The organism is Microbulbifer pacificus (genome assembly GCF_002959965.1).
GTDB classification, from domain to species: Bacteria; Pseudomonadota; Gammaproteobacteria; order Pseudomonadales; family Cellvibrionaceae; genus Microbulbifer; species Microbulbifer pacificus_A.
The window spans coordinates 782,501-802,460 of record NZ_PREV01000026.1; the positions used below are offsets into that span (position 1 = coordinate 782,501).

Annotated in this window: 13 protein-coding genes; 3 read left to right on the plus strand and 10 right to left on the minus strand. The window is 57.4% G+C overall.

Going from position 1 to position 19,960, the window contains the following annotated elements; genetic code table 11:
• Positions 1-669: 669 nt before the first annotated feature.
• The 4 genes from pssA to C3938_RS03810 all read right to left on the minus strand — a co-directional run bounded on the left by pssA (position 670) and on the right by C3938_RS03810 (position 5,018).
• Complete coding sequence (gene pssA / locus C3938_RS03795) at positions 670-1,548, minus strand: CDP-diacylglycerol--serine O-phosphatidyltransferase (RefSeq protein WP_105101903.1); 879 nt, start codon at positions 1,546-1,548, stop codon at positions 670-672.
• A gap of 117 nt (positions 1,549-1,665) precedes the next feature.
• On the minus strand, positions 1,666-2,691 hold the full coding sequence (gene ilvC, locus C3938_RS03800; protein WP_105101904.1) for a ketol-acid reductoisomerase: 1,026 nt from the start codon (positions 2,689-2,691) through the stop codon (positions 1,666-1,668).
• An 83-nt stretch (positions 2,692-2,774) separates the two neighbouring features.
• Positions 2,775-3,266: an acetolactate synthase small subunit gene (gene ilvN / locus C3938_RS03805; RefSeq protein ID WP_105101905.1), complete on the minus strand. Its 492-nt coding sequence runs from the start codon at positions 3,264-3,266 to the stop codon at positions 2,775-2,777.
• A 15-nt stretch (positions 3,267-3,281) separates the two neighbouring features.
• Positions 3,282-5,018 carry an acetolactate synthase 3 large subunit gene (locus C3938_RS03810; RefSeq protein WP_105101906.1) on the minus strand — a complete coding sequence of 579 codons (1,737 nt, stop codon included), beginning with the start codon at positions 5,016-5,018 and terminating at the stop codon, positions 3,282-3,284.
• 564 nt (positions 5,019-5,582) lie between these two features.
• On the opposite strand from C3938_RS03810, the gene C3938_RS03815 reads away from it, so the two are divergent.
• Entirely contained in the window at positions 5,583-6,062 is a 480-nt protein-coding gene (locus tag C3938_RS03815; protein WP_105101907.1) for a DUF4124 domain-containing protein, read from the plus strand.
• Positions 6,063-6,069: 7 nt separating this feature from the next.
• Here the strand turns inward: C3938_RS03815 and C3938_RS03820 are convergent, their stop codons facing one another.
• From C3938_RS03820 to rluD, 5 genes are all read right to left on the minus strand, one after another.
• Positions 6,070-9,186 carry an efflux RND transporter permease subunit gene (locus C3938_RS03820; RefSeq protein WP_233998635.1) on the minus strand — a complete coding sequence of 1,039 codons (3,117 nt, stop codon included), beginning with the start codon at positions 9,184-9,186 and terminating at the stop codon, positions 6,070-6,072.
• Between the two features lie 29 nt (positions 9,187-9,215).
• Complete coding sequence (locus tag C3938_RS03825) at positions 9,216-10,403, minus strand: efflux RND transporter periplasmic adaptor subunit (protein WP_105101908.1); 1,188 nt, start codon at positions 10,401-10,403, stop codon at positions 9,216-9,218.
• 43 nt (positions 10,404-10,446) lie between these two features.
• The gene (gene clpB / locus C3938_RS03830) at positions 10,447-13,053 is read right to left on the minus strand and encodes an ATP-dependent chaperone ClpB (protein ID WP_105101909.1); all 2,607 of its coding nucleotides are present in this window, start codon (positions 13,051-13,053) and stop codon (positions 10,447-10,449) included.
• A gap of 561 nt (positions 13,054-13,614) precedes the next feature.
• The gene (gene pgeF / locus C3938_RS03835; RefSeq protein WP_105101910.1) at positions 13,615-14,376 is read right to left on the minus strand and encodes a peptidoglycan editing factor PgeF; all 762 of its coding nucleotides are present in this window, start codon (positions 14,374-14,376) and stop codon (positions 13,615-13,617) included.
• Positions 14,377-14,424: 48 nt separating this feature from the next.
• Positions 14,425-15,378 (minus strand): 23S rRNA pseudouridine(1911/1915/1917) synthase RluD, encoded by a 954-nt coding sequence (rluD, locus tag C3938_RS03840; RefSeq protein ID WP_105101911.1) that lies wholly within the window; start codon positions 15,376-15,378, stop codon positions 14,425-14,427.
• Between the two features lie 123 nt (positions 15,379-15,501).
• Here rluD and C3938_RS03845 point away from each other — a divergent pair, with 123 nt between their 5' ends.
• The gene (locus C3938_RS03845) at positions 15,502-16,458 is read left to right on the plus strand and encodes an outer membrane protein assembly factor BamD (RefSeq protein WP_105101912.1); all 957 of its coding nucleotides are present in this window, start codon (positions 15,502-15,504) and stop codon (positions 16,456-16,458) included.
• A gap of 76 nt (positions 16,459-16,534) precedes the next feature.
• Here C3938_RS03845 and C3938_RS03850 read toward each other — a convergent pair whose 3' ends face one another.
• A complete protein-coding gene (locus C3938_RS03850; protein WP_105101913.1) occupies positions 16,535-18,163 on the minus strand; it encodes an NAD+ synthase in 1,629 nt (542 codons plus the stop codon).
• 101 nt (positions 18,164-18,264) lie between these two features.
• Between C3938_RS03850 and C3938_RS03855 the strand changes: the two genes are divergently transcribed.
• Positions 18,265-19,923, plus strand: coding sequence for a sensor histidine kinase (locus tag C3938_RS03855; protein WP_233998637.1), 1,659 nt, complete (start codon positions 18,265-18,267; stop codon positions 19,921-19,923).
• The last annotated feature ends 37 nt before the right edge of the window (positions 19,924-19,960 follow it).

Consider the following 19,960-nt stretch of genomic DNA (forward strand, 5'->3'; position numbering starts at 1 on the left):
TTAAAACGTAATTCATTGACATGAGTTACTTGCTTCCGATAAATCTTTTTCTAGCCGAAGCTAGATGTTCGATCCATCACTCCGCAAGCACCCACACATATTGCTTGATCGAATTTTTAAACAACGCAGCGTGACGCTCGGTCATCACTGGGGACGCGTATTCTACACATCCAATCTGCTGAAGCAAGTGCTTTTTGGCAGACTTTTTTGGCTTCGAAACCGTTGAACTTTCTACTGAACTTCAACGCTTTCGAGCACCTCGACCACCGCTTCCGGTGACCTTCGAAGTGGCGCGCATTATAGCGACCTCTTCGACCTTGGCAAGCGCTTTCTGAAATTCTTTTTCCGGGAAAACCCTTTGAAGATCAACAGCTTACTTCGCCTTAACGCCGCGCTTTGAGTTGCCTCGTCAGCGGCGAGGGCGCGAACTATACGAACCTGACCTCGCCGGTGCAAGCACTTTTCAAAAAAAAATTTACGCGCGTCCAGATTGGCGACAAGAAAACCCCGTGGCCACACGGGTAGCCCTGCCGTTTCTCGAGGTGGATTTCTTAAGAGTAGTCTGGCGGGGAGAATCTGCCAAAAAACGGGAGGGAAGTCCGGCCAACATCAAGCGATACCGGCCGGACAGAATCAGAAATGGCCCGGTCTCAATCCGAGCATGAGTGATCAGCTGCTTGGCTCATCATCACTTTTCGGCGACACACCTCCAGCAGCCCCCTCCTGTTGAGCCCTGCGACGCTCACGTAGCGCCTTCAAAGCCCACATAGCCGGCCCGGAGAAGGTATAGATAACCGCGATCACCAACAGGACCCTGGGGGGATCAATAGTCACCAGACTGAACACAAGGATAATGACCAACAACATGACGAAGGGGACGCGCCCCTTGAAATCGAGCTTTTTGAAACTGGTGTAGTGGAAATTGGAAACCATAAGCATCCCCGCCACCACAGTAACCAGTGCCGCCACAACGGCCAGACCGGTGCCAACATCTGCGTCGTGTCCCGCCCACACCATGCTGGCGACAATAGCCGCTGCGGTTGGGCTGGCAAGGCCGATAAACACCCCCTTGTCGACGGTGTCCACCTGGGTATTGAAGCGGGCAAGGCGCAGCGCCGCGCACGCCGCATACAGAAAGGCCGCCGCCCAACCCAGCTTACCGAGAGGGCCAAGCCCCCAGCTGAACACGACCAGAGCCGGCGCCAACCCGAAGGAAACCATATCGGAAAGGGAGTCGTACTGGACGCCGAATGCGCTCTGGGTGTCTGTCAGACGGGCAACCCGTCCATCCAGTCCATCCAGAATCATGGCCGCAAAAATGGCAATAGCGGCAGCTTCAAAGTTACCCCCCATCCCCGCGACAATTGCATAGAAACCACTAAACAGGGCACCCGTAGTGATCAGATTCGGCAGTAAGTAAATGCCTTTCGCACGCACTCTCTTACCGCTGGCTGAAACTTCCTCCTCGATATGCTCATCGACGGGAAGACGGATCTCCTCTTCCGCAGGAGAGCCTGCTGATCCCCGAGCTTCCGGTTTATCGCTCATACAACTTCCTTCCAAATCCAGTCAGGTTGATATGCCTGCGAGTGTACAGTGGCGAGCCGACAAAAAAAAAGCGGCGAGACCATCTGGTCTCGCCGCTTTTTTGCCAAAGTGCAGAGATCAGCTGTTGCCTTCGGTCTTGTCGATAATCTTGTTGGCCTTGATCCAGGGCATCATCGCACGCAGCTTGGCACCAACCTCTTCGATCTGATGCTCACTGCCGATGCGGCGCTCGGCTTTCAGGCGGGGCTGGCCTGCGAGGGACTCCAGCATAAAGTCTTTGGCGAACTTACCAGTCTGAATATCCTTCAGAACACGCTTCATTTCCGCCTTGGTTTCTTCGGTCACAATACGTGGGCCGGTTACATAGTCGCCATACTCCGCCGTATTGGAGATAGAGTAGCGCATATCCGCGATGCCACCCTGATACATCAGGTCAACAATCAGCTTCAGCTCGTGCAGACACTCGAAGTAGGCCATTTCCGGCGCGTAACCGGCTTCGGTCAGGGTTTCGAAACCGGCCTGTACCAGTGCAGAAACACCACCACAGAGCACCGCCTGCTCACCGAACAGATCGGTTTCCGTCTCTTCGCGGAAATTGGTTTCAATGATACCGGAGCGACCACCACCGTTTGCAGATGCATAAGACAGCGCCAGTTCCTTCGCATTGCCGGATGCATTTTGATATACCGCGATCAGGGTCGGAACGCCGCCCCCCTCCATGTAGGTGGAGCGCACGGTGTGGCCGGGGCCTTTTGGCGCGATCATGATCACGTCCACATCTTTCGGCGGCTGAATCAATTCGAAGTGGATATTGAAACCGTGCGCAAATGCCAATGCGGAACCGGCCTTCAGGTTTGGCTCAACCTGCTCGCGATAAACCGCAGCCTGGTATTCGTCCGGAGTCAGGATCATCACCACGTCGGCATCTTTGACCGCATCGGCCACTTCAGCAACACGCAGACCGGCTTTTTCAGCCTTGGCCCAGGATGCAGAACCTTTGCGCAGACCGACAACCACATTGCTCACACCGGAGTCTTTCAGGTTGTTGGCGTGGGCGTGGCCCTGAGAGCCGTAGCCAACGATGGCAACGGTTTTGGACTTGATCAAAGAAAGGTCACAGTCTTTATCGTAATAAACTTGCATAACTTACTTCCTGCTTTAAGTACTTTAAAAAGTCATTCCACGCTGAAAACTCAGCGTTGAAGAATTTGTTGACGGTTCGACGCTCAAATACTGAGGACCTTTTCACCACGGGCGATCCCCGAAACACCGGTGCGCACAACCTCCATAATGGTGTGCTCCCCCAGTGCCTGTAAAAAAGCGTCCAATTTCTCACTGGTACCGGTCACCTGTACCGTGTACATGTTGCTGGTGACATCAACAATCTGACCACGAAAGATGTCCACACTGCGCTTGACTTCATCCCGCTGGGCCCCGGTTGCACGCACCTTGACCAGCAGCAACTCACGCTCGATATGTGACCCCTCGGTGAGGTCCACCAGTTTCACCACATCGATCAGCTTGTTCAGATTCTTGGTGATCTGTTCAATTTTGTGGTCATCCCCGATGGTAGTCAGCGTCAGGCGCGACAGGGTCGCATCCTCGGTAGGCGCTACAGTAAGACTCTCAATGTTGTAGCCTCGCTGAGAAAACAGGCCAACCACACGCGACAACGCACCGGGTTCGTTCTCCATCAGAACTGAAATGATTCTGCGCATTCTGTCTACCTCCCTTTACGTCCGTTCCGTCTTGCTGAGCCACATATCCCGCATGGAGCCATTCGGCATCACCTGCATGGGGTAGACATGCTCGGACGGATCGACGTAAACGTCGATAAACACGGTACGATCCTTCATCGCAAATGCCTCGGCCAGTTTGCCGTGCAACTCATCGCGATGCTCGATCTTTATGCCCAGATGGCCGTAGGCCTCCGCCAGCTTGATGAAGTCCGGCAGAGACTCCTCATACACGCTGTTGGAGAGGCGACCTTCGTACTGCATTTCCTGCCACTGCTTCACCATCCCGAGAGCCTGGTTGTTCAGGCACAGGATCTTCACCGGCAGGTGATACTGGGTTGCGGTTGACAGCTCCTGGATACACATCTGGATACTGCCTTCACCGGTCACGCACACCACTTCCGAATCCGGGAATGCCATTTTCACGCCCAGCGCCGCCGGCAGGCCGAAGCCCATGGTGCCCAGACCACCGGAGTTGATCCAACGGCGGGGTTTGTCGAACAGATAATACTGGGCGGCAAACATCTGGTGCTGACCAACGTCAGAGGTTACGTAGGCATCGCCTTTGGTAATCTCGTGCACTGCGCGAATCACTTCCTGCGGCATAATCATGTCGCCATCTGTGCGGTAACGGGGAGCGGTATACAGCCCATGACGCTCTCGCCAGTCATCGATCTGACGCCACCAATCGACTATTGCTGACTGGTCCGGCATCTCTTTCGATGCTTTAAGCATTTCCAGCATTTCCCTCAAAACCGACTGCACCGTTCCCACGATTGGCACATCGGCAGTGATGGTTTTGGAAATGGAGGCCGGATCCACGTCGATATGAATAACTTTGGCTCCGGGGCAGAACTTGCCCGGGGTGTTGGTAACCCGGTCATCAAAGCGTGCGCCCACCGCCAGGATCACATCCGCATGATGCATGGCCGTATTGGCCTCGAAGGTACCGTGCATTCCAAGCATGCCGAGGAAGCGCTTGTCGGTACCCGGATAGGCTCCGAGCCCCATCAGGGTGTTGGTCACCGGGAAATTCAGATACTGGGCCAGCTCCGTCAGCAGGTCTGAACCGTCGCCCTGAACCACACCACCACCGGCGTAGATAACCGGGCGACGGGCAGACAACAGCAGAGCGACCGCTTTGCGGATCTGGCCAGTGTGCCCCTTGCCCGCGGGGGTGTAGGAACGCATGCGGAGCTTTTCCGGATACTGATACGGGAAACGATCTACCGGGTTGGTGACATCTTTGGGGATATCAATCACCACCGGACCGGGGCGGCCAGTGGAAGCGATATAGAACGCCTTTTTTACGACTTCAGGGATATCTCCCGCATTCTTCACCAGGAAGCTGTGCTTCACGATCGGCCGCGAACAGCCGACCATATCGGTTTCCTGGAAGGCATCCTCGCCAATCTTGTCGGACGGCACCTGACCGGAAATCACCACCATGGGAATGGAGTCCATATAGGCTGTGGCGATACCAGTGATGGCATTGGTGGCCCCCGGGCCGGAGGTTACCAATACAACCCCGGTCTTGCCGGTAGCGCGGGCATAGCCGTCCGCGGCGTGCGTGGCGCCCTGCTCATGGCGTACCAGCACATGCTTGATGCCCTTCTGACGGAAGATGGCGTCGTAAATATGCAGTGCCGAACCGCCGGGGTAACCAAATATCAGGTCCACCCCTTCATCCTGCAGCGCGCGAACCAACATATCGCCGCCGGAGAGTAATTCCACTTGAGCCCCCTCAAAATTTCCCAATTCTTAGGACCTGCATCATCCACAGGCCACAGAAAACCGCTTAGCGCGAAAGCCAGACGGCGATTCTAAAGGAAAAGCGTGATAAATATCAGCCTTAAACGCAGATTTAGCCCGTTTTTTAGGATAGCTTCACGGCAATGCCAAAACTGCGCGGAATCCACCCGCCGTAAAACCGGACCGGGGACTCCAAGGCCTCCAGATGGGGAGGACCTCCTCGACAGGAGGTGGTGGGCGCTTAACCCACCGGAGAGCGTATGCGGACCACAGGGTGTTGTGGTGACATCTACTTCGCCGAGTGAACCGCAAATTGTCCAGCTTGAGCCCCGGGTGTCAATAGAATGAAGCTGTTTTGCTCCATTGTGGGGCGACGTTTGGAGCACAGTTCATCCCCATAGCCCTTCTCCATGGAACAAATTGTTAACCCCGTCGCGAGTTATCCCTGCCAGCCCGCTAAAATCGAGCCTTACAAGCTGTCCGCAATGCGGTAGTGTTAACCACTGCGGGCACCACACTACGACAACAACACAAGGCAGTTCCTCCATGCGCAACTTCATCGCCTCCCTGGTACTCGGTATGGGATTGATGACATCGGTCCAGGCAGACGGCATCTACAAATGGGTCGATGAAGACGGCGTGGTGCATTTTGGTTCTCAACCGCCAAAGAAAGAGCAGGTTGAAGTCGTAAAGGCGCCGAAATCCGACCGCCTCAAACAGTGGCAGCAGGAGCAGAATGCCCTGGAGGCACAACGCCAGTTGGCCACAGCCGCCGACATCAATTCGGAAAAGGCGCCGGAGCCTCAAACAGAACAAGAACAGCAGCCCGAACAGGCCGACAGCAGCGCCGCGGAAATGGTCGCTCGCGCGCAGCGTTGCCGAAGTGCCCAGGCGCGACTGCAGGAACTCCAGTCCAGACCGCGTGTGCGCGAAGTGGATGCCAACGGCAACTACCGGGTACTGCCGGAAGAGGAGCGCCAGCAACGTATCCAGCAGGCCAAAAGCATATTGCAGAACAACTGCTGATCTTCGCTTACTCGGATGCCGGCGGGCCGCCCATGCCCGCCGCATGATCCTCCACACGCGCTTCCCGCGCCGATCCCCCCGCATAGTCCCGCCCCAGCAACAAATACATCGCCGGTACAACGAACAGAGTAAATACCGTGCCGATCGTCATCCCCGAAGCCACCACCAGCCCCATGGCGAAGCGCGCCCCGCCACCGGGTCCGGCCGCAATCAACAGCGGCACCATGGCCAGCACCAGAGAAGCTGTCGTCATGAGGATGGGGCGCAAGCGGATACTGGAGGCTTCTTCAATGGCCTCACGCTTGCTCCTGCCCTGTAACTGCAGCTGGTTGGCGAATTCCACAATCAGAATTCCGTGTTTGGAAATAACGCCAATAAGCGTCACCAGGCCTACCTGCGTATAGATATTCAGGGTCGTCAGCCCCAGGCTGACAAAAATCATTGCGCCACACACGCTCATGGGCACCGTAACCAGCATGATCAGCGGGTCGCGCCAGGATTCAAACTGAGCCGCCAGTACCAGGTAGATCACAACCAGCGCAAAGAAAAAGGTCACCAGCAGATCGGAGCCCTCATTTTTGAACTGGCGCGACTGACCGGAATAGTCCGTGGAATATTCTCGCGGCAGGACTTCCCGGGCCGCGCTTTCGAGGATACCCAGAGCCTCTCCGAGCGGCACACCGGGACGCGGTACGCCGGAAATGGTCACCGCGTTCAGCTGCTGAAAACGTTTTAACTGCTGGGGTTCCACGCTCTCTTCAATACGCACCAGGGTGGATAATGGCACCATGCTGCCGTCACCGGCGCGAATGTAGTACTGCTTTAATTGATCGCCGGTAAGCCGCTCAGTACGCACCACCTGTGGAATCACCTTGTAGCTGCGATTGTCTAGTGAAAAGCGGTTGGTATACCCCCCAGACATCATCGACCCCAGCTCACGCGCCAGATCTGCCATGTCCACACCGATGGACGCGGCTTTGTCACGGTCTATCACCACCGTCAACCTCGGCTTGTCGAGTTTCAGGTCCGCATCGAGAAAAATAAATCGCTTGCTGGCAAGCGCACGCCCCATTATTTCGTCCGAAAAACTCGCGAGCGTAGAGATCGGCTCGGTAGTGCCGATCACGAATTCCACCGGCAGGGTACCGCCCGCGGTGGGCAGGCTAGGGGGGACAAAGGTGGCGATTTTGAGACCCGCGATCTGCGAGACTTCACCATTGATCACCTCCTGCATTTCATGGGTGCTTTTATTGCGTTTGTTCCAGGAAGACAGCACAAACCCGGCAATGGCACTGTTAGAACTGTTGCCCGCGCCACCCACGCCGTTCAGCAGAAACAGGTTTTCCACTTCCGGATGTCGGTCCCGCACACGGTTGATTTCGCCGGTGTACTGCTCCATATAATCCAGAGTGGCGAAGGAGTCGCCACTGGCGATCCCCAGAACAAATCCGCGATCCTCTTTCGGCTCCAGTTCACTGGGCGATGTAATGAATAGAAAATAACAGCTCGCCAGAACAATCAGTCCGAATACCAGGATAACCAGTCGCTCATCCAGAGCGCGATGCAGGCGGCGCCGGTAACCCTCTTCCAAACGCCGCAGTCGGCGTTCAAGCCAGGCTTCAAAGCAATTGCCACGCTCACCGTCCTCTGCCTTCAGTACTTTCGCCGCCATCATCGGCGACAAGGTCAGCGCCACCACCCCGGAGAGCAGAACGGCCCCCGCCAGCGAGAAGGCAAACTCCACAAACAGCGTTCCGGTGAGGCCACCAAGAAACCCGATCGGCAGGTACACCGCAATCAACGTGGTCGTCATGGCAACAATGGGCCAGGCCAGCTCTCGCGCGCCTTTCAAGGCCGCATCCTGTGGTGTCATTCCCTCCTCGATATGCCGGTGCACGTTTTCCAGCACAATGATCGCATCGTCTACCACGATACCGATGGCAAGCACCATGGCGAGCAGTGTGAGCAGGTTGATGGAAAATCCCATCAGTAACATCAGAAACAGAGCACCGACCATCGACAGCGGAACAGCCACCGCCGGGATAATCACACTGCGCAGAGAACCGAGAAACAGATAGATAACCACAATGACAATCAGCACCGCCTCGGCGATGGTTTTTATCACCTCGTTTATGGAATCCTGAATATACTCGGTGCTGTCGTAAGGAATTTCCCCCAACATGCCCTCCGGCAGTTGCGGGAAGATTTCACCGTGCAGCTTGTCGCGCACATCCGCAATCACATCCAGCGCATTCGCGTCAGGCGCCACCTCCACCGCCACAAAGGTTGCCGACCGCCCATTGAACGTAACCGACGTGTCGTACGACTCAGACCCCAGTTCGACTTCCGCCACATCTTCCAGGCGCACCAGCTGATCGCCATCGGCACGCACCACCAGCTTGCGAAAGGCGTGCTCGGAGGCGATATCCGTATCCGCCCGAATATCCATAGCCACCCGGGTACCCTTGGTACGACCTACCGCGGCCAGTACATTGTTCTGCCGCAGCGCACTTGTGATATCCCCGGCCGTAACCCCCTGTGCCGCCATCTCCGCCGGTTTCAGCCATATACGCATCGCGAAAGTACGGTTGCCCAACAACTGCGCCCGCTGCACTCCGGGCACGGTGGATAACTTCGGTTGCACCACGCGGGTGATGTAATCGGTAATCTGGTTGTTATCGAGAATTTCCGAAGAAAAAGACAGGTACATGGCGGCAATGGTTTCTCCCACCGCCAGATCCACCGTGGAATCCTCGGACTCCAGCGGCAGCTCGTTACGCAGTTTATTGACCTTGGCAACCACCTGAGTGAGCACTTCATTGGGGTCATAGTCCAGGCGCACATAAGCCTGTATTACGGAAATACCTTGAATACTGGTGGAGACGATGTAGTCGAGGCCGTCGGCGCTGGCAATTTCCTGCTCCAGCGGCGTAGTGATAAACCCCTGGACCAAATCTGCATCCGCCCCCACATACACCGTGCTCACGGTGATAACCGCGTTTTCCAGTTCAGGATATTGGCGTACATTGAGTTCAGAGGTAGAGCGCAACCCCAGCAGGAAAATAAACAGGCTTACAACACAGGCCAGTACCGGTTTGCGAATGAAGATATCGGTAAAATTCACGCGGCGTCCCTGCCTGCGATGTTCATGCACTAACTATTGTCAGGTTTTGGCGCCAACTGATCTGGCGGGGGGTTCTCGTTGTTGATAATAACTCCGCCGTCATTGCGCAGTTTCAGCAAGCCACTTGTTGCCACTTGCTCGCCGGCTTCGACACCTTCGACGATTTCAATCAGATCGCCGCGCTCCTCACCGGTCTTGACGAAGCGCTTGACTGCCACCCACTCAGGAGGCGCGACTTCCCCCATCGGACTTTTCTGCACAGGCTTGCCCGATGTCTCTATTTTTGCCTTGCGAATCACGAACACCGCATTGCCATAGGGGGCAAAGCTGATGGAGGTCCGGGGCACCACCAGCACATCGCGAAACTTTTCCACTTTCACCGCGACATCCGCAAACATGCCGGGACGCAATTTACGCTCCGCATTTTCCAGCGTGGCCTGCAGCAGGAAGGTGCGGTTACGGGGATCAATTTCCGAATCAATGGCGGTAATACGCCCCGAGAAGACCTGTCCGGGAATGGCCGCGGCAGTGAGTTCAATACCCTGCCCCTCCCGCACCCGGGAAAAATCCCGTTCGGACAGGGAGAAATCCACAAAGATGGGATGGAGCTGTTGAAGGGACACCACCGCATCCCCGGGGGACACATTCTGCCCAAGATCCACCTGGCGAATACCCAGCTGCCCGGAAAATGGTGCGGTAATGGTACGCTCGCGGATAGTGGCGCGCTGCACGCTCAGAGAGGCAAGCACCTGATCGAGAGTCGCCTGGGCCTGGTCCAGTTCGCGCAGTGTGGCAACGCCTTTTTTATACAGTTCGGAAATCCGCTTGTAGTCTCGCTCCGCCAGCCGGCGCTCGGCTTCCAGCACCTCAATTTGAGCGGTTTCCGGTGCGGCGGTCAGCTCGGCCAGCACAGCGCCCTTGTCGACGGACTGGCCGGATTCAAAGTAGATGGCTTTAACCTCCCCCTGAGCCTGGGTAGTGACATTGACGCCATTAACTGCACGCAGGCTGCCAACGGCACTCAGACGGGTCTGCCAACGCTGCTGTGCGACACGGGTGGTGGTGACGGTGGCGGGCGGCAGCGACATGTTGTCCATAAACTGGTTCATCATGTACAGGCCAAAAAACTTGAAGCCGAAGATACCGCCGAACACAACAAGGCAGCCCAGCAGCATCCACAACATGCGCCGGCTAAACAGCTGCCTTACCAGTGACATACATCAGGTCCATTGATAATTGCCCTTCCACGGGCGACCGGTACTACTTATTGAAGACCGCTCTGTCTCCTTCAAGTGTCGCGTGAATGGTGTCACCGGGCGCGAACTTGCCGGAGAGCACGTCCTGCGCAAGTGGGTTTTCCAGCCACATCTGGATCGCACGCTTCAGCGGGCGAGCCCCGTACACAGGGTCGAAGCCCACGTCCGCCAGTTTGTTCAGCAGTGCTTCGGAAACATCCAGTTTCAGGTCGCGATCCGCCAGGCGCTTGCGCAGGTTTTGCAGCTGGATCTCGGCAATGGAGCGCACTTCCGCGCGATCCAGCGGGTGGAATACCACCACTTCGTCGATACGGTTGATAAACTCCGGCCGGAAGTGTTCGCCCACGACATCCATTACCGCCGCTTTCATCTGTCGGTAGTGAATTTCACTGTCGATTTCGTCGTCATCTCGGGCGCTCGCGTACTTCTGGATCAGATCAGATCCAAGGTTAGACGTCATCACCACCACGGTATTGCGGAAATCGACGGTGCGACCCTGGCCATCGGTGAGGCGACCGTCTTCCAACACCTGCAGCAGGATATTGAAGACATCCGGGTGCGCCTTTTCCACTTCATCCAACAGCAGTACGGAATAGGGTTTGCGCCGCACGGCCTCAGTGAGATACCCACCCTCTTCATAACCGACGTAACCGGGCGGCGCACCGATCAGGCGGGCGACGGAGTGCTTCTCCATAAATTCCGACATGTCGATGCGCACCATGGCGTCTTCGGTGTCGAACAGGAAACCCGCCAATGCTTTACAAAGTTCGGTCTTGCCCACGCCCGTGGGACCGAGGAACAGGAAGGAGCCGTTGGGGCGATTGGGATCGGAGAGACCGGCGCGGGAGCGGCGCACGGCATTGGATACCGCCTCCACCGCTTCCTCCTGTCCGATGACGCGCCGGTGCAGTTCGTCTTCCATGCGCAGCAGTTTTTCCCGCTCACCTTCGAGCATTTTTGACACCGGAATACCGGTCCAACGGGAGACGACTTCCGCCACTTCCTCATCGGTGACGCGGTTGCGCAGCAATTGGTTTTCGCTGGTATCTGAAGTGTCCGAGGCAATCTTTAGCTGCTTTTCCAACTGGGGAATCACACCGTACTGAATCTCCGACATGCGGGTGAGATCGCCGGCTCGGCGCGCGGCGTCCATGTCCAGCTTGGCCTGTTCCAGTTTGTTCTTGATATCGGCACTGCCGGCGAGCTTGGCCTTCTCCGCCTTCCAGATTTCTTCTAGGTCCGCGTATTCCTTTTCGATCTTGTCGATATCGTCTTCGAGTTTCTCCAGGCGCTTCTTCGCTGCCTCGTCATCCTTGTCTTTTTTCACGGCCTCGCGTTCGATCTTGAGCTGGATCAGGCGGCGCTCAAGCTTGTCCATTTCCTCCGGTTTGGAGTCAATTTCCATGCGAATCCGGCTCGCCGCCTCATCGATGAGATCGATGGCTTTATCCGGCAGCTGGCGATCAGTAATGTAACGCTGAGACAGTTTGGTGGCGGCGATAATCGCGGAATCGGTAATGTCGACGCCGTGGTGCACCTCGTAGCGTTCTTTCAGGCCACGCAGAATGGCGATGGTGTCTTCTTCCGTCGGTTCATCGACCAGTACTTTCTGGAAGCGACGCTCCAGCGCCGCGTCTTTTTCGATGTATTGGCGATATTCATTCAAGGTGGTGGCGCCGACGCAGTGCAGTTCGCCGCGGGCGAGCGCGGGTTTCAGCATATTCCCCGCATCCATGGCGCCTTCGGCTTTGCCGGCACCGACCATGGTATGCAGTTCATCGATAAACAGGATGACGCGCCCTTCCTGCTTCGACAGTTCATTCAGAACCGCTTTCAGACGCTCTTCGAATTCTCCGCGAAATTTCGCGCCTGCCAACAGCGCACCGAGGTCCAGTGACAGCAAGCGTTTGTCTTTCAGCCCCTCAGGAACTTCGCCATTGACGATACGTTGGGCGAGGCCTTCGACGATGGCAGTTTTACCGACACCGGGTTCACCGATCAGTACCGGGTTGTTTTTGGTGCGGCGCTGCAGGACCTGGATGGTTCGCCGGATTTCGTCGTCGCGGCCGATCACTGGGTCGAGTTTACCGGCTTCGGCGCGGGCGGTGAGGTCCATGGTGTATTTATCGAGCGCCTGGCGCGCTTCTTCCGCCTGCGGGTCGTTGACCTTCTCGCTGCCTCGCACTTTGGTGATAGCGTCCTGCAGGTGTTTTAGGTCGCCGTGGGCGTTCAGAATTTTCGATACTTCGCCGGCGGCGGGATCGAACGCTGCAAGCAATACGGTTTCGCTGGCGATATAACTGTCGCCATTTTTCTGGGCTTTTTTATCCGCCAGATTGAACAGGCGCATCAGTTCCTGCGACATGCCGACATCGCCGGTGGGTGTGCTGACGGTGGGCAGGTTGTCGAGGCGTTTGGCGAGGTCGTTGCGCAGGCCGTTGATATTGAAGCCGGCCTGGTTCAAAAATGCCGTGGTGCTGCCATTGGATTGATCCAGCAGGGCCTGCAATAAATGTTCGGGATAAATCTGGTTGTGGTCGCGGCCGACGGCAATAGATTGTGCGTCGGCAATGGCGGCCTGCAGCGGGTTGGTCATCCGGTCGATGCGCATTGTGCTTTTACCCTCTCCTAATCATTGGCGCGCCGGACAGGAAGTCAGACGACACGCGGTAACGCAATGACGAATACAGTCTAGTGCTGATCAGTAATTTGCGGGCTCGCGGCGGGTTTTCAAGCTTCTGTGCTTCGTAGCTTTGACTTCGTTCTGAAGCTGGTTGGGTGGCGGGTTCTTTAGCTGGTCCTGTGGCGGAGAGGCACTGGGTAGCTGTTTTCGAAACCGCTGTGAATACATCCCTGTACGCTGCGTCGGCGACGTCCCTGTCGCCGACGCTTTCGAAAACAGCTACCCAGCACCTCTCCTTGCGCCCGAACTAATTCACTCCGTAAGCTAGAAATTGAAAAATAGTTGCGCAGAGGCAAAAGAAGTAGCGAGTAAGATAGCTACGGAGTAAATAGGGAGAAGCGAAGGCAAAGTGCAGGGGACGGGGTTTCAGGATCGTCGGCAACAGGGATGTTGCCGACGAAGCGTACAGGGACGTATTCACAGCGGTCCTGAAACCCCGTCCCCTGTGCTTTGCCGCCACAAGACCTGCTTAAATAGAAAACCCGAATCTCACTCGAACCAGATTAAGGATGCCAAGCGCCCGGTCTCTTTATCCCGGCGATAAGAAAAGAATTCCGATTCCTCAGAAATGGTACAGCGGTCGCCACCAAAAACCTCAGTCACCCCCAACTCCGCAAGCTCAGCACGCCCCAACGCATAGATATCCGCCAGAAAATGCAGCGGTTTCTTCGAATGAGGCACAAAGCACTTGGCAATGGCTTCCGCATGCGACTCACTCATGGAAGACTCAAACGCCGCCTCCAGTACCTCCACCCCACATTCGAAAGCCTCAGGCCCAATGGCGGGCCCGAGCCACACCAGTAACTCTTCCGGCGCGCTCGCCATGGCATTGATCGTCTCGCGGATCACGCCGCCGGTCAGCCCTCGCCAGCCTGCGTGGATCGCCGCCACCTCAGAACCGTTGCGATTGCACACCAGCAGCGGCAGGCAGTCTGCGGTGAGCACCGCACAGACGATACCCGCTTCCGCCGTATAACTCGCATCTGCCGTGCGCACCATGCCATCGTTGTGGGCAACCACCGCCTTGTCACTGTGAATCTGCTCCAGCCACTGCGGTTCACCAGGCAGATTCAACTCCCTTTTCAGCTGGGCGCGGTTGGCCTCCACCGCGTCTGGTGCATCGCCCACATGGTCCGCCAGGTTGAACGCCGCATAGCTTCCCTTGCTGTGACCGCCGTACCGCAGAGAGGCGAAGGCGTGCACATTGGCCGGGGCGGGCCAGTCTGGCTTTAGGTAGTGGTCGGCAGCCATGGGATGTCCTGTGCTAAAAGCAATGTGAATAGATGTTTAATCGGGCGCTCAGCGGCTGTCCGCGCGCAACAGCGCGAGCAATTGCAGCATATCTTCCGGCATCGGCACCACCCAGTGCATGGGCTCGCCCGTTTCCGGGTGGAACAGAGCCAGTTCCGCCGCATGCAGGGCCTGGCGTGGGAATTTCTGCAGGGCCGTAATAAGCTCCGGGTCCGCACCCGGGGGCAGCTTGCCGCGGGTGCAATATAGCGTGTCCCCCACCAGCGGGTGCCGAATATGGGCCATATGTACGCGGATCTGGTGGGTGCGGCCGGTCTCCAGCTGGCAGCGCAGAAGGCTGTGGGCGCGGAATCGTTCCTGCAAACGATAGTGAGTGATGGCTTCCTTACCGCCATTGGGTACAACCGCCATCTTCAAACGATTGGTGCGGTGCCGTCCCATGGGCGCATCCACCTTGCCGCCACCACTCAACGTGCCCTGCGCAATCGCATCGTACAGGCGTGTGACCGTGCGCTCCTTCAGCTGGTCCACCAGGTCGGCCTGGGCCTGCAGGGTCTTGGCGACCACCATCAAGCCGCTGGTGTCCTTGTCCAGGCGGTGCACGATCCCGGCGCGGGGGATGTTCTGCTGCTCCGGGCAGTGGGCCAACAGGCCATTCAGCAGTGTGCCATCGGGATTGCCTGCGGCGGGATGGACCACCAGCCCTGCAGGCTTGTTGATGACCAGGATCGCATCGTCTTCGTACACGATATCCAGCGCCATATCCTGCGCCAGCCATTCCCCCTGGGGCTCCAGCTCGGCACGCAGAGAGAGCTGTTCGCCCCCGAACAGCTTGTCTTTGGGCTTCGCGCTGCGACCATCCACGGTGAGTTGGCCGCCTTTAATCCAGGCTTGCAGTCGCGCGCGGGAATAATCGGGGATCAAATCCGCCGCGATCTGGTCAAACCTCTGCCCGGCGTACTCCGCGGGCACTTCGACATTGAGATGTATTTGATTGCTCATCTAAGACGGTCTAATACTTTGGGCTCGCGGGGCGCTGTGGTTAAATAGCTGCCCTTCAGCCCCAGTGAATTTTGGGCGGCTAGTTTAATAAGGTTGAGACAAATAATGATAGAGCGAGGGGCAATGCAGTCCTGGAATAGGCAGTCATGGGCAGTGCAATGGAAAGCACTATTGCTGGCATTGCTGGCGGTTTTAGTGGCTTCCTGCGCCAGCACGGACGAAGAGGAAGAGGGGCTTCCCTCCGGCAACCGCACTGAACAGGCCTTCTATGAAGCAGCGCAGCGCCAGCTCAGATCCAGCCAGTGGGAGCTGGCGATCAAGAACCTGCGGGCGCTGGAAGACAACTTCCCCTTCGGCAACTACGCCGAACAGGCCCAGCTGGAGCTGATCTACGCCTATTACCGCGACTACCAGAACGATGCGGCCATCTCCGCGGCGGATCGCTTTATACGCCTACACCCGCAGCACCGCAACGTGGACTACGCCTATTACATGAAAGGACTGGCCTCCTTCACCGAAGGCAGCGGCCTGTTCGAGCGCTTCCTGCCCACCGACATGACCCGGCGCGACCCGGGTTCCGCCCGTGAGTCCTTCGCCTACTTCGCCCAGCTGATGGCGCGCTACCCGGACAGCCGCTACGCCCCGGATGCGCAGAAGCGCATGATTCACCTGCGCAACCTGCTGGCACGCTATGAAATTCACGTGGCCAACTACTATTTCAAACGCGGTGCCTATCTGGCCTCTGCCAATCGCGGCCGTTTTGTGGTGGAAAACTTCCAGCAGACCCCGGCGGTGCCCGATGCGCTGGCGGTAATGGTGCAGTCCTACCATCTGCTTGACATGTCACAGCTGGAAAACACCTCGCTCGAAGTACTGCGTACCAACTACCCGGACCACCCGGCATTCAATAAGGACGGCAGTTTCAACTACAAGTACTACGCCGGTGCCAAGGGCCGGAGCCTGGCCCACCGTATGACCCTCGGTCTGTTCGAAAAATCCGACCCACGTGGATTCGACAGCCGCGAGATTTATAACGCCGAGTACCGGCCGGAAAATGCGCCGCTGCCACCAGAACTGTAAGCGGCTGCATACGCTCGAAAAAAAGGCCCCGCGGCGAAAGCTGCGGGGCCTTTTTTAATTGGCGCAGAGTGAATTGCTACTCGCCAGCTTTCCAGCCGTTGGTGATCGGATAGCGGCGATCGCGGCCAAACCCGCGCTCGGAAATCCGCACCCCCACCGCGGCTTGGCGGCGCTTGTACTCGTTGCGGTCCACCAGGCGCACCACCCGCATCACGGTTTCCTCGTCAAACCCCATGGCGATGATGTCTGCGGCGCTGTGATCGAGATCGATGTACTGCCGCAGGATCTCGTCGAGAATCTCGTAGGGTGGCAAGCTGTCGGAATCGACCTGGTCCGGGGCCAGCTCAGCGCTGGGCTCACGGGTAATCACTGTTTCGGGGATGACTTCGGAAACGGTATTGCGATAGCGGGACAATGCGTATACGAGCACCTTGGGTACATCCTTCAGCGCATTGTAGCCACCCACCATATCCCCATAGAGCGTTGCGTAGCCCACGGACATTTCGCTCTTGTTGCCAGTAGTCAGCACCATAAAGCCCTTCTTGTTGGAAATGGCCATCAGCAACATACCGCGGGCACGCGCCTGCAGGTTTTCCTCGGTGGTATCGCGCTCGCTCCCGGCAAACTCGCTCTCGAGCGCTTTCATCGCCGCATCGAAAATCCCCTCGATGCCGATAACCCGGTAGTGCACCCCCATGCGCTTCGCCTGATCCGCGGCGTCATTTCTGGACAGGTCCGATGTATAGCGAAACGGCATCATTACCGCCTCCACCCGATCGGGGCCGAGTGCATCCACGGCAACCGCCAGGGTCAGAGCCGAGTCAATACCACCGGAAAGACCAAGCACCACGCCTTTGAAGCCATTCTTGTTGACGTAATCCCGCACGCCGAGCACCAGTGCCTGATACACAGAAGCAAGCACATCCAGCGGCGCCGCATCATTGCCTCGAGCCAGCGAGACATCATCACCGTCGAGTTCCACAGTGACGGGCAGCAGGCTCTCCACAAACTCCGGCGCACGCGCGCGCAGCTCACCAGTCTTGTCTACCGCAAAGGAACCGCCGTCGAACACCAGCTCATCCTGCCCCCCCACAGTATTGACGTACACGATCGGCATATTTCCAGCCTGCGCCTGCCGGCTCAGCAGCGCCAGGCGCTCTTGCGCTTTGCCGCGATGGAAAGGAGAGGCGTTGATGTTGAGCATCAGTTTTGCCCCGGCGCGTTCCGCCTGGGCAACGGGTTCCGGATGCCAGATATCTTCACAGATGGTAACCGCGGTAGGGATGCCCTTGATGTCGACCACGCAGGGCTTGTCACCGGGCACGAAGTAGCGCAGCTCGTCGAATACCTGGTAATTGGGCAACTTCTGCTTGGCGTACTCAGCTACCAGTTCACCACCCTGGATCAGGCCGGCCATATTGAGCACGGTGCCCGCAATCACCCGGGGATACCCGATGAGCACGGCACAGGGCAGATTCGCCTGCTTGAGTTTTTCCAGTGCGGCATCGATGCGTTTTTGCATGCTGGGGCGAAACAGAAGGTCCTCCGGCGGATACCCACACAGGGTCAGCTCCGGGAACAGCACCAGATCGGCATTGTGCTCGCGGTGGGCGCGACGGGTTACCTCGACCACTTGGTCGGCATTGCCGTGAATATCCCCCACTAGCAGATTGATTTGCGCCAGCACTAGCTGCAAAGTAGACATCTTTTTACCCCGTTGGACTGAGGCGGCTATTGTAGCCACGCCACCCGGGGGCACAACATCTGCAAGAAATCAGTCCCACTCACAGCAATTGAGAATAAAAAGTGAGCAGCTCCTCTTCCGCCAGCGCGGTGCCGCAGGAGGTGGCAGCGCATGACGCCGATCCGTCACAGCGTCCCACCGCCCCCGGTATCAGCAGTCTCCGCATGCGCCAGCGCGACCTGCTGCGCGTCTATGCATGGTATCGGGTTGCCATAGCACTTGTTCTACTCGGGCTGTTTGCCTCCGGAATCAGCCGTGGCGCGGTGGGCACCCTGCACCCCGCACTGTATCTCAACACCGCCATTACTTATGCGGTCCTCAATATCGCCTGGCTGCTGTTCCTGTACCCGAGCCGCTTCCAGACAACCCCTCTGCGCATCGGCAGTATTCTCGGCGGGGATCTGATTGCGTTTCTGTTGCTGATTCAGGCCAGCGGCGGTCTCGATTCGGGTGTCGGCTACCTGATGCTTACGACCTGTGCCGTCGGCTCGCTGCTGTTGGATCGGCGTATGGGCGCGTTTCTTGCCGCCATCGCCAGCATCGCGGTCATTGCCCAACAGCTGTTCGGCATACTCACCGGGCGCGCCGATACGCAAGATATCGTCTCCGCGGGGAGCCTGGGCATTCTGCTGTTTACCTGTGTAACCGCCCTGCAATACCTTTCTACGCATATACGGCTCGCCAATCAGAAGGCGGAACAGGAGCGTCGACAGGCCCAACATCTGCAGCGGCTTACCCAGCAGATCGTCGCGCAGATGCGCACGGGTGTTCTGGTCGTGGACGGCAGCGGTCGCCCCGAGCTGATTAACCGCGCCGCCCAGCAGCTACTGGGGATGCCGGCGGATGCCTCCAGTGCATTAAGCCCGGAGCTGCAGAAGATGCTGGACACACTGAAAACGCAGCCTGACAAAAGCAGTCGCGTCATCCAGGGCGCCGGCCACGGAGAGCTGCGCGTAAGCTTCACCGCCCTTTCCAATGATAATCGCGTCAGCTCACTGGTATTCCTTGACGACAACCGCAAGCTGGCACAACAGGCTCAGCAGCTGAAACTCGCCTCCCTTGGACGCCTCACTGGCTCCATTGCCCATGAAATTCGCAATCCTCTGTCTGCCATCAGCCACGCCGCGGAACTGCTTGGGGAATCAGCGGACTTATCCTCCGAAGACCGACAGCTGACCGATATCATCTGCCGCCACAGCCAGCGAGTGAATCAGATTGTCGAAAATGTGATGCAGCTTTCGCGACGCCGCACGACGGAACCACAAAGGCTGGACCTGAGAAAGTGGGCGGAGGAGTTTTTACAGGATTATCAAGTCGGCAATCCGCGATGCGACATCGTCCTCACGCAACCCGCAGAACCCGTATATGCGCGTTTCGATCCGCAACAGATCGCGCAAGTTGTCACAAATCTCTGCAACAATGCCCTGCGTCACTCCGAGCTCGCCACCGGGCGCGCCATCGCCGAGCTCGCCGTAAGTGTCAATCCTGAGCGCGAATGCGCGCAACTTGAGGTACTCGACACCGGTTCCGGAATTCCCGACGAACACAGAGAGCAGATTTTCGAACCCTTTTTCACCACGGAAACCTCGGGCGCCGGCCTCGGCCTGTACATTGCCCGAGAACTGTGTGAATCGAATCGGGCAACGATTTATTACTGTCGCGCTCAAGACAGCCGGAGCTGCTTCAGAGTAGAATTCGCCAACGCCGAACAGATTTTCTGACAGTCACAACACCAATAAGCTCGGTAACAATAAACTC